This window comes from Actinocrinis sp. (genome assembly GCF_035938995.1).
Taxonomy (GTDB): domain Bacteria; phylum Actinomycetota; class Actinomycetes; order Streptomycetales; family Catenulisporaceae; genus DASZGI01.
Window position 1 is genome coordinate 1 of the sequence record NZ_DASZGI010000178.1, and the last position, 13,773, is coordinate 13,773.

A 13,773-nucleotide genomic window follows, 5' to 3' on the forward strand; every position below is an offset into this window, starting at 1 on the left:
CGATCCGCTTCAGGCGCCGCCTCCTCAGGTTGGCTGCTGCGGGCGCCGACGTCCGCGACGTGCGCTTCACCGACCCGCTTTAGTCGCGGGTCCCTTTCGTCGTACATATTCGAACTCTCTGTTTCGACCCCTCTGCTTCGAACTCTCTGTGCGCGAATGACCTCGGCCCGGTCGTTCGACGAGCGCGGGAGAGCGCTCTCCGATGATCGGGCGGGACCGCGCCACCCACGATCGTCTGGCTCATAGATCCGAGCTATCGTGATCTTGTCGACGGCGACGGGCAGATCTTCCTGTGATCTATCGAGTTTTTGCTTCTCGGTGTAGAAATCTTGCGGTAATACGGAAGCGCTTGTACCGTGACCCCGACTTGGGCCACAACGTCGTGCCGCAGGGAGCTGTCATGCACTGGGTTACGCGAGCACTCAGGAGTCCGCGCCGGACTGTAAGCCGCTTTTCCGTCCCACTCGTCGGTGCGGTCGCTGCCGTGGCTGCCCTCGCGGCCGTGCAGACGTGGGCTCCCGGCGGGTTCCGAGCCGGTGCCGCGCCCGCCGCGTCGTCGTGCATCCCCTCCGGCACCGACGCGAACATCAATGCCGCGCTGGTCGGCTCGGGCGCGCAGGCGGTGCTTTGTCCCGGCGCCGTGTTCTCACTCGCGAACTCGGTCACCTTCACCGCTCCCAACCAGGAGATCTACACGCAGGGCATGCCGACCGACAGCACGCGCGCGATCCTGCGGGTGACCGGCTCGAATCTGACCACCGCCATCTCCGGCAACAACCAGTCCGGGGTGACGGTCGAGAACATACAAGTCGACGGCAACCGCCCGGCCCTCGGCCTGCTCACCGGTGGTGCGTTGTTGGAGATGGGCGGCGGTGGCACCGGCCAGACCGTGCAGAACATCACCGCGCACGACACCCGCAGCTGGTCCGACATGCACTTCATCGAGGGCACGGTCACCAACAGCGTCCCGCAGTGCCAGAAGGCGACGATTCAGAACAACACGATCGGCCCGTCCGGTACCGCGACCCCCGACGCCCCCGGCAACAGCACCTGGGCCGACGGCATCTCGCTCGCCTGCGGCAACAGCATGGTGCAGGGCAACACGATCCAGGACGCCACCGACGGCGGCATCGTGGTCTTCGGCGCGCCCGGCTCGACCATCCAGAACAACACGATCATCGCCAAGTCGCAGCTGCTGTTCGGCGGGATCAACATGGTCGACTACGCGCCGATGAACGGCAACTACACCGGCACGGTCGTCACCCACAACACGATCGACGCGGCAGGGGCCTTCATCAAGATCGGCATCGCGATGGGGCAGCAGGTGTGGAACTGCACCACCGGCACCAACTACGGCGGCACCGTGACGGACAACACCCTCGAGGGTCCGTACATGGGCTACGGATACGCGGTCAACGGCGTCACCAACTGGACCGTCACCGGCAACGTCGACAACTCCACCCACGTGGGCACGCAGACCGCAGGAGGCTGCTTCGGCTCGCCGCCCGCATCTCAGCCCGCCGGCTTCCAGGTGGAGAACGCGACCTCCAGCAACCTCCAGTCCCAGTTCACCAGCGCCGTTCTGACAAACGCGCTCGGCACACTCAACTCCCCGCCGATCAGCAGCGGCCCCACGCTCAGCGCCAGCCCGACGAGTCTCTCCTTCGGGAATCAGAATGTGGGTACGACCGGCGACCCGCGGAGCGTGAACGTCACGAACAACGGCTCTTCCGCGGTCTCAGTGTCCTCCATTACTGCGAGCGGCGACTACGCGGAGACGAACAACTGCGGGAGCTCCATTGCCGCCGGAGCCTCGTGCACCGTCAGTGTCACGTTCAGTCCGACCGCTTCGGGCACCCGGGCCGGTTCCGTGACCGTCACGAGCAGCGCGGTCAACAGCCCGACGACCATCTCGCTGACTGGCAACGGAGTGACGCCGAGTTCGAACCTCGCGCTGAACCAGCCGATCACGGCCAGCGGTTCGCAGGGCGGGTTCCCGCCGACCAACGCCAATGACGGCAACACCAGCAGCTACTGGGAGAGCACGAACAACGCATTCCCGCAGTGGCTTCAAGTAGATCTCGGCTCGGCGCAGAGCATCGGGAAGATCGTGCTGGACCTGCCGCCGTCCTCGGCGTGGGGTGCGCGCACGCAGACGCTCTCGGTGCTCGGCAGCACCGACGGCAGCACCTTCACCACGATCGTCCCGTCCGCCGGATACACCTTCGATCCCAACACCGGCAACACCGCGACGATCAGCTTCTCCGCGGCCACCGCGCGCTACGTGCGGCTGAACTTCACCGCCAACACCGGGTGGCCGGCGGCTCAGGTCTCTGAGTTCCAGGTATACGCGGCGAGTGGCGGCGGAACGCCGAGCGCGGCGCTGACGACGAGCCCGTCGAGCGTGTCCTTCGGCAACCAGGCGGTCGGCACCACCAGCAGCTCGCAGGCCGTCACCGTGACGAACACCGGCAGCGCCGCCGCGTCGATCTCCTCGATCGCGGCCAGCGGTGACTTCGCGCAGACAAACGCCTGCGGCAACTCCCTGGCTGCGGGCGCGTCCTGCACCATGAGCGTCACCTTCACGCCCACCGCCACCGGCACCCGCACCGGAGCGGTCACTATCACCAGCAACGCGACGACGAGCCCGAACACGGTCTCGCTCACCGGAACTGGCACGAGTTCGAACCCGAACCTCGCCCTGAACCAGCCGGCCACGGCCAGCGGCTGGACCCAGAACTACGTGCCCGCCAACGCCGTGGACGGCAACACCAGCAGCTACTGGGAAAGCACCGACAACGCCTTCCCCCAATGGCTCCAAGTCGACCTCGGCTCTGCCAAGAGCATTAGCAGGATCGTGCTGGACCTGCCCCCCTCCACCGCCTGGGGCACCCGCACCCAAACCATCCAAATCCAAGGCAGCACCGACGGCACCACCTACACCACCCTCGCCGGCTCCCAGGGCTACACCTTCAACCCCACCACCGGCAACACCGCCACCATCACCTTCACCGCCAACACCGTGCGCTACGTCAAACTCACCTTCACCGCCAACACCGGCTGGCCCGCCGGACAACTCTCCGAACTGCAGGTCTACAGCCAATAATCTGCGCCGCGCCCAACTGAATAAGGACGCGGCTTCCCGCCGGGCTCAGACCTGGCGGGAAGCCGCGCTCGCATCGACGAAAGGTCGGCTCCCACGTCGACGGAGGCGGAGAGGCTACCACTGGTAGGGCAGGAATTTGCCGTTCATCGTGATCTGGACGCGGTCGCCGGCCGGGTCCGGAACCCGCTCCACGTCGAGGCGGAAGTTGATCGCGCTCATGATGCCGTCGCCGAACTGTTCGTGAATCAGTGCCTTGAGCGTGGGGCCGTATACCTGGAGCACTTCATAGAGCCGGTAGATGGTCGGGTCCACCGGCACCGCCGCGTCGAGTGCGCCGCGGGTGGGCTGGAGCTGCAGGGCCTTTGCGACATCCGGCCCCAGGCCCAGTGCCTCGGTGGCCGCCTCAGCCTGCTCCGCCGTCATCGGGTGCTGCCCCAACAGCGCCGCGGTCGTCCACACCGGCGGCCGCCCCACCGCCTCGGCGAGCTGAGCCCAGGTGACGCCGCGCTCGATGCGCGCCTCGTCGACCGCCTCCGCTGCCTGCTGCTTGCTCAGCATCAGATCTCCTCTCCACTGGTCCCGTCGTGATTGAGGCAATAGTGCCCACTGGGCAATCAATCGCGCCTAAGCCGGATGCGGCGCCCAAGAGCCCTTCCGGCGGGAGCGAATGGAGTCGTCCGGGGTGCGCCGTCCGCCGATGCAGAGGGAGAATCAGGCTTAACCGGCCCCCGGCAGAAGGGCTCACCACCGTGGCCATCATCTCCCGCGGCTTCCACGGACGACCGCGCGTCCCGGAGGGTCGGCTGCCGCCCGGGCAGTACGAGACCCGCGACTTCCCCGTCCTCTCCGCCGGACCGACCCCGCGCATCAGCACCGACCGGTGGGAGTTCACGATCACGACCGAGAGCGGGGCGCGGCACAGCTGGAACTGGGACCAGCTCATGGCGCTGCCCACGGAGCAGCCGACCGTGGACCTGCACTGCGTCACCAAGTGGTCCAAGTTCGGCACCGACTGGCAAGGCGTCTCGCTCGATGTGCTGTTCGAGGACGTCGAGACCGCCGCGGACTACGCCCTGGTGCACTCCTACGGCGGCTACACCACCAACCTGCCGTTGGAGGACCTGCTCGACGGCAAAGCCTGGATCGCCTACCGCTACGAAGGCGAGGAGTTGGCGCCCGAGCACGGGGGACCGGCCCGGCTGCTCGTGCCGCATCTGTACCTGTGGAAGTCGGCCAAGTGGGTGCGCGGGATCCAGCTGCTCCTGCAGGACGAGCCGGGCTTCTGGGAGAGCGTCGGCTACCACAATTACGGAGACCCATGGCGCGAGCAGCGGTATCAGGGCGACTAGGCGAGCGGCTGCGCTGGCGGGTCGCGACGCTGGTCGAGCGGCGGGACGAGACCGCGGCCGCGCGCACCCTCGTGTTCGACGTGCCCGGCTGGCCCGGCCACCTGGCCGGGCAGCACGTGGACGTACGGCTGACAGCGGAGGACGGCTACAGCACCCAGCGCAGCTACTCCCTGGCGTCGGCGCCTGACGGCGACCGCGTCGAGCTGACCGTCCAAACCGTCCCGGACGGCGAGGTCTCCCCGTACCTCGCGGACGACCTGGCCGTCGGCGACGCGGTGGAGCTGCGCGGACCGGTCGGCGGCTGGTTCGTGTGGCGGCCGGAGCAGCGCGAGCCGGTCCTGCTGCTGGCGGGCGGATCGGGCATCGTGCCGCTGATGGCGATGATCCGCACCCGCCGCGCCGTCGGCAGCCGCGCGCCTTTCAGGCTCCTGTATTCGGTGCGCACCCCCGAAGATCGGATGTACCTGGCGGAACTGCGGCGCGGCGACCCCGGCCTCGACACCACGTTCCTCTACACGCGCAAGGCCCCGGACGGCTGGCCGCGCCAGCCGGGGCGGCTGACCCGGGACGACGCGGCCGCGGCCGGCTGGTCCGCGGACTTCACGCCGACCAGCTACGTCTGCGGCCCCACCGGCTTCGTGGAGCACGCCGCGAACCTGCTGCTGGACCTGGGCCACGACCCTGATCTGATCCGGACCGAACGGTTCGGGCCGAGCGGAGGCTGACATGGACGCACTTCCCGCCGACGACGTGTATCAGGACGGAAACGCCCTGGCCGGGCCGCTCTCGGAGATCTTCGCGGTCGACGTGACGGCCGCCGTCGGCCGCTGCACGGGGTGCGGCAGCACCGGGCCGCTCGCCCGGCTGCGGGTCTACGGGCCGGGTCCCGGACTGGTCGCCCGCTGCCCGGACTGCGAGCAGATCGTGCTGCGCCTCGTGCGCGGCCCCGACGCCGCGTGGCTGGACCTGCGCGGCACGGTCAGCCTGCGCATCCCGCTCGGCAGCGCCTGACCGACAACGGCTCCGCCTGATCGACGCAGCGCTCCGACGAATCAACGTCGGCGGCGTCTGATCGACGCTGCTACCGATCAACACTCTCACCGAGTGCTCGACGCGGCGGCGTCGGCGGAGCCGCGCAGAGGCGCAAGTTGCGCGTTCGGACATCCCAGGCTGCCTCACCGTGAGCCCGGGCGTGTCAGGCTGCGCACGATCGCCCGCCGACCTCTGGACCGGGCCGCCCGCGAGGTTAGCATCAGGGTGCGAATCGACGAGGGACGCCCTTCGGCCGCCGACGAGGAGCCCGCCACCTTGAGCAGCAGCCACGACTCGAGCGCCACCAGCGGTTTCCTGGCGGCCCGCGACCTGCTGCACACGCTGTGGGACGAGCACGACGCCGCCGTGGCCAGGTTCGCCTGGCCCGCGCCCGAACGCTTCAACTGGGCCCTGGACTGGTTCGACCAGGTCGCCGTCGACAACACCCGCATCGCGCTGCGGCTGATCGACGCGGACTCCGACGCCGGAACCACGGACGCGGTCAGCTACGCCGAGCTGTCCGAGAGCTCCAACCGAGTCGCGAACTGGCTGCGCCGCAACGGCCTGCGCCGCGGGCAGCAGGTGCTGCTGATGCTGGACACCCAGATCGCGGTGTGGGAGATCATGCTCGCCGCGATGAAGCTCGGCGCCGTCGTCATCCCGGTCCCCACGACAGTCTCGCCGGTGGACCTCATAAACGTGCTGCGTCGTACCGAGATAGCCTGCGTCGTCACCGCCGATCGTCACGCCGACCTGTTCTCGCCGCTCGCGCCGCGCACCATCAGGGTCTGCGTCGGGGAGAAGATCGCCGGGTGGCTCCACTACGCCAACGCCTATGCCGAGCGGCGCGTGTTCGTCCCCAGCGGCGATACGAACGCTGACGACCTGCTCTTCGTCTACCTGACCTCAGGCACCACGGCGCGTCCCAAGATGGTCTGCCACACGCACACGAGCTACCCGATCGGAAGCCTGTCCGGCATGTACTGGAGCGGGTTGCTGCCGGGCGACGTTCATCTGGACACCGCAGTACCCGGACAAGCCGTGCACGCTTGGTCGAGCCTCTTCGGACCCTTCAACGCCGAGGCGACCGTAGTCTCGGTCAAGCATTCCGCCGAGAGTGCGCCAAGCACGTTGCTCGGGGTGCTTGAGCAGCAGCGAGTCAGCAGCCTGTGCGCGGCGCCCGCGACCTGGGAAGTGCTGCTCCAGCACGATCTGGGCAGCCGGCCGAAGTCGCTGCGCGAGGCGTGTTCGATCGGCGCGCCGCTCTCCTTCGACGTGATCGAGAAAGTGCGCGCCGCCTGGGGCGTGACCGTGCGCGACGGATACGGACAGACCGAGACCACGCCGCAGATCGGCATGACAGTGGGGCTCCCGGGACGGCCCGGAGCGATGGGCAAGCCGTTGCCCGGATACCCCGTCGCGCTGATCGATCCGCACACCGGTGAACCCTCATCCGAGGGTGAAGTCTGTATCGAGCTCGCCCGGCGCCCGGCCGGTCTGATGTCCGGCTACTTCCGGGACGCGGAAACCACAGCCGGACGCTTCGTCGACGGGTACTACCACACCGGTGATCTTGCCCGGCGAGACTCGGAAGGATACCTGACTTACGAGAGTCGGATCGAAAACGCATCAGGCCCGGTCAATTCCATCGAAGGAGACTGACCGGACACGATGGCGACTACCCCGCTTTACCCGATCAGATCAGCCCTTCGCGCACGGCGTATGCGACCGCGTGCGAGCGATTGCGCACCTGCAACCGGATCATCGCGTTGTGCAGCACGTTCTTCACTGTCCGCTCGGAGTACGACAGTGTCCTGGCGATCTCCGCGGTGTCGTGCCCCTCGGCGATCAGCTTGAGCACCGCGACTTCCCGGTTCGCCAGCCCGCTGATGCCGAAGCCGCGCGGGCCGAGGACGTGCCGCTGCACCCGCCCGACCTGCTCCATCAGCGAACCGAGCAGGTCCGCCGGGACCGATCCCTCGCCCCGGGCGGCCGCCGTGATCGCCTGCACAAGACGCTCCGAAGTGGCCTCGCTGCGCCGCACGACCGCGATCACACCGCATTCGGTCGCGGCGGCCAGATCCGCGGCGTTGACGTCCGCGACGACGAGTACCACCCGCGTGGGCGCCGAGCGCTGCACTTGGCGCAGCGCCTCGATCACACCGTCCCGGGCGTTGTCCACCACCGCGACGACGACCTGCACCGGCTCGGTCGCCGCAGACGGCAGTACGTCCAGCTGCGGCGACATCCGCAGCGCGCTGGCCACCCCCGCGCGGGAGATCGGGTCGGTGGCGAACACCGACACCTTCACACGTTCCATTCCCATCCCCAAAAAGTCCCGCGTCTGTTTTGACCGCGCCCGCGGCAGGGTAGACGCGTTACGTAAAGCGACCGCCGGGCGTGACCCAGGCGCCGACGGTGCTGTCCTAGCGGGCGCAATTGTCTGCGCGCGGGGGCAAACGGGCATCCGTATGCGACTACGTAGACTGCCCCTGCGTACTACGGAAGAAGGCCACTGAGCTTCTCCCGCCCGTTCACGCCCAGCTTTCCGTAGACGTGCGCGAGGTGGGATTCCACCGTACGCACCGACGTACCCAGATGTTGGGCGATCTCCCGGTTCGACAAACCCTCGGCGGCCAGCTTCGCGACTTCACGCTCGCGCGTCGTCAGGCCGGTGGAGGCTCCGTGCTCGGCGATCACCGGACTGAGCGCACCCTGACACGCCGCCAGGAACCCCGAGGCCGCGGCCGTCGACGCGCTCGACCGGGCGGGCAGACCCTGGCTGCGGTGAGCGGCTGCGGCCTCCGCGGCGGCTTCGGCGGCCAGCAGGTGCGCCCCCAGCGCCGCGAAGGAGCGGCTGACCGCGTCGAGTCGGCCCCCGTCCACCTCCTCCAGCGCCAGCGCGTGCTCGAGGTAGACCGCGGTGAGAGGACCGTCCACGAGATTCGAGGCGTCGGTGAGCAAGAGGTGCGCGGCGCGGCGGGCGCCGAACCGCAGCGCGTCGTGGGCGGCGTTCAGCGCGACGCTGTGGAAGCCCTCCTGCGCCGCCGCCTCCGCCGCCTCGAGCGCGAGCTGCCTGGCGTCGATGTGGCGCCCCTCGGCCAGCGCGACCCAGGCCCGGCCGACCGCCACCTGCGGCGCCCACGAGCGGCGGGCCGGGCTCAGGGCCTCCTCGGCCGCCTTTTGCGCCGCGGCGGCTTCCAGCGCCATCGGGCGCCGTTCCTGCCGGTCCGGGCGCGGCGTGACCGCGAGGGTCCGGGCGAGCGTCGACCAGGACTGGCTGAGGAATCCGACCAGGTCCGCGGAGTCGAGCAGGGTCACCGCCTCGTTGAGCCACCGCCGGGCGTCGGCTACCCGGCCCGCGTCCAGCGCGATCATGCCGAGCATCTGGGCGCCGGCGCCCGCGCCGAACCGGATGGCCAAACGGCTGGCCTCCCGGTAAGCCTCGGCGGCGAGCTGCTCGGCCTCCCGCAGCCGCGACGCGGCCCGCATCGCCGCCGCGCCGGCCAGCGGCAGCATCACGTGGGCCTCGGGCACCGCGTCCCCGGCTGCCCCGGCCGCAGCCGCACAGCGGCCCCACTCCTCGAGCGCCTTCTCGATCCGCCCGGTCAGCGCCAGCGACGGAACGGCCGCGCGGTGCGTCCGCACGAGATTCGCCGGGCTCGAGGGGTTCGCGATGACCTCGGCGGCCGCGCTCACCGCCGCCGGTGCCCGCCCCGACGCGTAGTGGATGCCGACGCGCATGGACTGGAGCTCCTGGCGGTGCTCCGCCGACGTGACCCGGCCCTCGGCCAGCAGCAACTCCTCGATCGCGACCTGCGGCTCCCCGCGGCCCCAGCAAGCGGAGACCGCGCGGGTCAGGGTGAGCTGCACGATGTCCGCGTCTGACCGGGCGAGCGAATCGAGCCCTGAGATGGTCTGCGCGGACTCGGCGTACCGGCCCTGCCAGGCGAGCGTCTCGCCGAGCAGCAGCCCGGCCGCCAGGGAGTTCGGCGCGGCCTGAACCGCGGCGCGGGCCAGTTGCTCGGCAAGCAGGGGATCGATCGTGGCATGCGCCCTGCGCGCCGCGGACAGGTAGACCGCCACCGGAGCGCTGGAGCCGTCTCCCGCGGTCAGATGCCAGAGCGCGACGGCAAGCCGGTCGTCGGCCCGCCGCGCACCCTTCCCTTCCACCGCCACGGCGAGCGCGCGGCAGATCTGATCGGCTCGCAGGCGCGGCGTCCGGTTGCGCAGCACCTCGGTGTCGAGCAGCCGCACGGGCCGCACCGGGCGCCGGTGCCCGTCGCCGCCGACCCGGATCAGCCTTTTGTTCTCCATGGCGACCAGGTCGGCCTGCGGCTCAAGCTGCTGGAGGAGACCGGCGCCGAGGCTCTCGCCCCAGGCGAGCAGTTCGAGCACCGCCTGCTCGGCGGGGGCGAGCGCCGCGAGCCGGGACCAGACGAGCTCGCTGAGCCGCGCGTCCGGCGCGACAGGGCCGTGCCACGACCACACCGCGCCGCTTCGCCGCAACGAACCGCTCCGGCCCCCGGCGGCCACCAGTTCGCGCAGGTAGACCAGGTTTCCTTCGCAGAGCCGATAGATGCGCTCCAGGCTGATGCCGTCCACCGGCGAACCCAGCACGTCGTGCAGCAGCGGCGCTATCGCCTCCTTGCTCAGCGGTGCGAGGTCGACGCGGGCGACGATCTCGTCCTTCCACAGCGCCGTCACCGGTTCGGGGAGCGTCTCATCAGTGCAGACGGTGAGCAGCAGGCTCACCTTTCCGCGGGCGGCGAGGTGGTGCAGGACGACGACGGACGCCTCGTCGAGCAGGTGCGCGTCGTCGCACACCAGCAGCAACCGGCTCGCCCCGGTCCGCTGCGCTATCGCCGCGACCGCCTCGCCGACGGTCTGCGGTGCCCGTTCCGCACGGCCGTCGGCCCACAGCAGTCCTGACAGCGCGGCCAGCGGCATGGCGGCCGCGCTGCTCGAAGTCACCAGCCAATCGACGGTGCGGCCGCCCTCGCGCAGGAGCGCGGCCAGTTCGCGGGCCAGGCGGCTGCGGCCGGCGCCGTGCGTGCCGGCGAGCACGACGCCTCCGTGCTCCAGCGCGGCGAGCGCCGCTCTGAGCTCGTCGTCGCGTCCCACCAGAGACGGTGGTCGCCTTGAATCCCTGGAGTCACTGCCGTAACTCCAGGGTGAACCGGCGTCGACCCAATCGCTCTGCATGCGCTCCCATCCCAAGCGTGACCCGCAGCGCAGAGCATAGGGATGCGAGCGCGGACGCGCTCCGCCGCTCGCACAAAGTCAATTGCATCCCTGTCGAGAGACGCGCACTTTAGAGACACAGTGTCAGGAGACACGGCGGCGACAGGCGGGAAATTCCGCAATGCCCGTTCCGGCCGCGGCCATCACCTCTCCGACGTGGCACGGCCGGCCGCCGAAAACGGTTCACTAAAGGCTGAATAAACAGGGATCAGTCAGGCGGGGGCCTATGCTTTGCCGCCGCCGCGCCAGTGTCCTGACCGCCGGGAAAACCCTATGTCTGACGGCCGCTCGAAGAGCCCTGACCGCCGGGAAAACCCTACGCTGGGCGGCTCACCAGCCAACTGTATACGAACACGGGGTGAAAGTCGCAGCAAACTGAGTGAATCCTGAAAATCGACGCTCGTGAGTGCTTGTGGAGGCGTCGTTCCGTGGCGACGATGCGCAGGGGGGATTCGCGCATGCCCGCACGTACCCACACGCGGGGCTTCCCGCAGGAGGACGATCCATGATCGGGTGGAAAGTAATAGCAAGAGTGAGAAAGCGGAAGATCGTGCTGACGCTCGGCGTCGCGGCCGCGGCCTTCGCCATGGTCGGGTTTGCCCTCGGCCCGGCCCAGGCCGGAGCCGGCGCGCTGCACCCGGCGACGGGCGTCGGTTCATGCACCCTCATCGGCTGGAACCCGAACACCGATCCGGCCAATGCCAAGAACCTGCCCAATGGACAACGTCCGCAGTCGTACAAGCCGGACAACTACGACTGCAACGGCGCCAAGTTCGCGGCGCCCGGGGTGGAGTTCGCGAAGTTCCCGCAGCCGAAGAACTTCTCGATCACCGACCAGCAGTCCGTGCGCACGGTGAACAAGCAGGCCACGATAGTGTCCTCGCCGAAGGCCGCGGTCAACCCGCTGGCTCCGTACTTCCCGCCGTTCCAGCACTTCGTGGTGATCTACCGGGAGAACCACACGTTCGACGACTATCTCGGTGACTGCGCGACGACCGTCATCGCGGGCTGCAACGGCAAGGTGGAGAGCACGAACCACATCAGCTCCGTGCCCGACCTGCACAGTCTGGCGAAGCAGTATGCGCTCAGCGACTCGTACAGCACGGGCACGCAGCCGCCGAGCGGACCCAACCACTGGTTCCTCTTCTCCGGCCAGTCGTCGTCCAGTTCGCAGCAGCAGTCCTACCCCGCCAACGGCACCCAGTTCGACCGGTTCCTGAGCGGCGACACCGGCCCGACGAGCGAGGGCACCAACGCGTGCTCGACCCCGGCGACCGGGGGGTCCGGCAGCAGTCCGTACACGTTCGTGATGAACGGTGACTTCTACTGGATGCTCAACAGCGGCAGCGGTTACTGGAAGAACCCGGCCGACGGCAAGGTCGAGATACTGCCGGTCGACCGTCCGGGCACGAACATCCCCGAAGAGCTGCACTATAACGAGTACACGTGCAGCAACCAGAGCATCTCCGACACGACCGTCGCCAACGACTACCTGAACTTCGTCAACACCAACGGTCTGCCGGCCTACAACTACGTCGAGCTGTTCAACGACCACCCCGGTACGTACCAGGACATCCCGACCAACGACGCGGCGACGAACCAGATCGTCCAGTCGATCATGGGCAACGCGGCGTACAAGAACAACACGCTGATCGTCGTCACCGAGGACGACACCCAGAACGGCAACAACGGCTCGGACCACGTCAGCAACACCTACCGCGTGCCGCTGGTCGTCATCGGGCCGTCGCAGTACGTCAAGCAGCACTACCTCAGCCACGTCGCCTACACCACGGGCAACGTGCTCGCGGCGATGGAGCGCACGCTGCAGAACGTGAAGTCGGGCATCATCGACCCGAACGACAACATCGGCCTGTCGACCTTCCCGATGACCACCGCGGACCAGTCGGCCCTCGGCGACCCGCTGGAGGACTTCTGGGTCCAGGGCTCCACGCCGCTGTCGGCCAGCGCCGGCGGCTCGCCGTCGACGGGTAATGCGCCGCTGACCGTGAACTTCACCGGCTCGGCCACCGGCGGCACGGCGCCGTACACGTACAGCTGGACCTTCGGTGACGGGACGTCGAGTACGACCCAGAACCCGAGCCACACCTACAGCGCCGCTGGAACCTACACAGCGACGCTGACGGTCACGGACAGCGCTTCCCCGGCCAATACTGCTACATCGCAGGTCACTACCAACGTGAGCGCCGTGGGCAACCCGCTGGCGGCCACCGCCTCCGCCCTCCCGACCTCCGGTCAGATACCGCTGACCGTAGGCTTCACGGGCTCGGCCACCGGTGGGACGCCGGCGTACTCGTACAGCTGGAACTTCGGTGACGGTTCGGCGACGAGCACGACGCAGAACCCGAGCCACACCTACAGCGCCGCCGGGACGTACACCGCGACGCTGACGGTCACGGACAGTTCTTCGCCCGCGAAGACTGCTTCCTCGTCCGTCACGATTACGGCCGACCCGATCGCCGGCACGGTGCCAGGCGCGCCCACCGGCCTGACCGCGACCGCCGGAACCGGACAGGTCTCACTCAGCTGGACGCCGCCGTCCAACACCGGCGGCGAGAACATCAACTCGTACAACGTGTACCGCAGCACCGCCAGCGGCCAGGAGACGCTGCTGACCACCGGTGGATGCAGCGGTCTCGGCGCGGTGACCTCGTGTACGGACACCGGTCTGACCGCTGGCCAGACCTACTACTACAAGGTCACCGCCGTGAACGCCATCGGTGAGGGCACGATGAGCAACGAGGCGAGCGCCACGCCGACCGGCAGCGGCGGCTGCCCGGCTTCGCAGCTTCTGGGCAACCCCGGCTTCGAGAACGGCAGCTCCAGCCCCTCGCCGTGGACGGTGACGTCGACCCACTCGCCGGTCGACGTGATCAACAACAGCTCGCTGGAACCGCCGCACAGCGGAAGCTGGGACGCCTGGCTCGACGGCTGGGGCACGACCACCACCGACACCCTCGCCCAGACGGTCACTCTGCCCAGCGGGTGCAGCAACTACAACTTCAGTTTCTGGCTGCACATCGA

General features: G+C 68.9%; 9 protein-coding genes. 6 read left to right on the plus strand and 3 right to left on the minus strand.

Annotated elements, in window-relative coordinates; genetic code table 11:
- Positions 1–484 precede the first annotated feature (484 nt).
- A complete protein-coding gene (locus VGZ32_RS12790; RefSeq protein WP_326886194.1) occupies positions 485–3,106 on the plus strand; it encodes a discoidin domain-containing protein in 2,622 nt (873 codons plus the stop codon).
- Positions 3,107–3,220: 114 nt separating this feature from the next.
- On the opposite strand, the gene cynS is transcribed toward VGZ32_RS12790, so the two are convergent.
- The gene (gene cynS, locus VGZ32_RS12795) at positions 3,221–3,664 is read right to left on the minus strand and encodes a cyanase (RefSeq protein ID WP_326886195.1); all 444 of its coding nucleotides are present in this window, start codon (positions 3,662–3,664) and stop codon (positions 3,221–3,223) included.
- A 191-nt stretch (positions 3,665–3,855) separates the two neighbouring features.
- On the opposite strand from cynS, the gene VGZ32_RS12800 reads away from it, so the two are divergent.
- The 4 genes from VGZ32_RS12800 to VGZ32_RS12815 all read left to right on the plus strand — a co-directional run bounded on the left by VGZ32_RS12800 (position 3,856) and on the right by VGZ32_RS12815 (position 7,149).
- Positions 3,856–4,455: a sulfite oxidase-like oxidoreductase gene (locus tag VGZ32_RS12800; RefSeq protein WP_326886196.1), complete on the plus strand. Its 600-nt coding sequence runs from the start codon at positions 3,856–3,858 to the stop codon at positions 4,453–4,455.
- Positions 4,425–5,180 (plus strand): ferredoxin reductase, encoded by a 756-nt coding sequence (locus tag VGZ32_RS12805; RefSeq protein ID WP_326886197.1) that lies wholly within the window; start codon positions 4,425–4,427, stop codon positions 5,178–5,180. The genes VGZ32_RS12800 and VGZ32_RS12805 overlap by 31 nt, the downstream gene beginning before the upstream one ends.
- Position 5,181: 1 nt before the next feature.
- Positions 5,182–5,466: a DUF6510 family protein gene (locus tag VGZ32_RS12810; RefSeq protein WP_326886198.1), complete on the plus strand. Its 285-nt coding sequence runs from the start codon at positions 5,182–5,184 to the stop codon at positions 5,464–5,466.
- 246 nt (positions 5,467–5,712) lie between these two features.
- Positions 5,713–7,149: an AMP-binding protein gene (locus VGZ32_RS12815; protein ID WP_326886199.1), complete on the plus strand. Its 1,437-nt coding sequence runs from the start codon at positions 5,713–5,715 to the stop codon at positions 7,147–7,149.
- A 34-nt stretch (positions 7,150–7,183) separates the two neighbouring features.
- Here the strand turns inward: VGZ32_RS12815 and VGZ32_RS12820 are convergent, their stop codons facing one another.
- Together VGZ32_RS12820 and VGZ32_RS12825 are read right to left on the minus strand one after the other, a co-directional pair.
- The gene (locus VGZ32_RS12820) at positions 7,184–7,807 is read right to left on the minus strand and encodes a response regulator transcription factor (RefSeq protein ID WP_349263584.1); all 624 of its coding nucleotides are present in this window, start codon (positions 7,805–7,807) and stop codon (positions 7,184–7,186) included.
- Positions 7,808–7,986: 179 nt separating this feature from the next.
- Complete coding sequence (locus tag VGZ32_RS12825; RefSeq protein WP_326886201.1) at positions 7,987–10,611, minus strand: helix-turn-helix transcriptional regulator; 2,625 nt, start codon at positions 10,609–10,611, stop codon at positions 7,987–7,989.
- 652 nt (positions 10,612–11,263) lie between these two features.
- Between VGZ32_RS12825 and VGZ32_RS12830 the strand changes: the two genes are divergently transcribed.
- A partial coding sequence (locus tag VGZ32_RS12830; protein ID WP_326886202.1) for a PKD domain-containing protein occupies positions 11,264–13,773 on the plus strand: 2,510 nt, incomplete at its 3' end.

Coding starts and splice junctions, on each gene's coding strand:
- VGZ32_RS12805 (WP_326886197.1), top strand. CDS start 4,425: ATGGCGCGAGCAGCGGTATCAGGGCGACTAGGCGAGCGGCTGCGCTGG.
- VGZ32_RS12820 (WP_349263584.1), bottom strand. CDS start 7,807: ATGGAACGTGTGAAGGTGTCGGTGTTCGCCACCGACCCGATCTCCCGC.
- VGZ32_RS12810 (WP_326886198.1), top strand. CDS start 5,182: ATGGACGCACTTCCCGCCGACGACGTGTATCAGGACGGAAACGCCCTG.
- cynS (WP_326886195.1), bottom strand. CDS start 3,664: ATGCTGAGCAAGCAGCAGGCAGCGGAGGCGGTCGACGAGGCGCGCATC.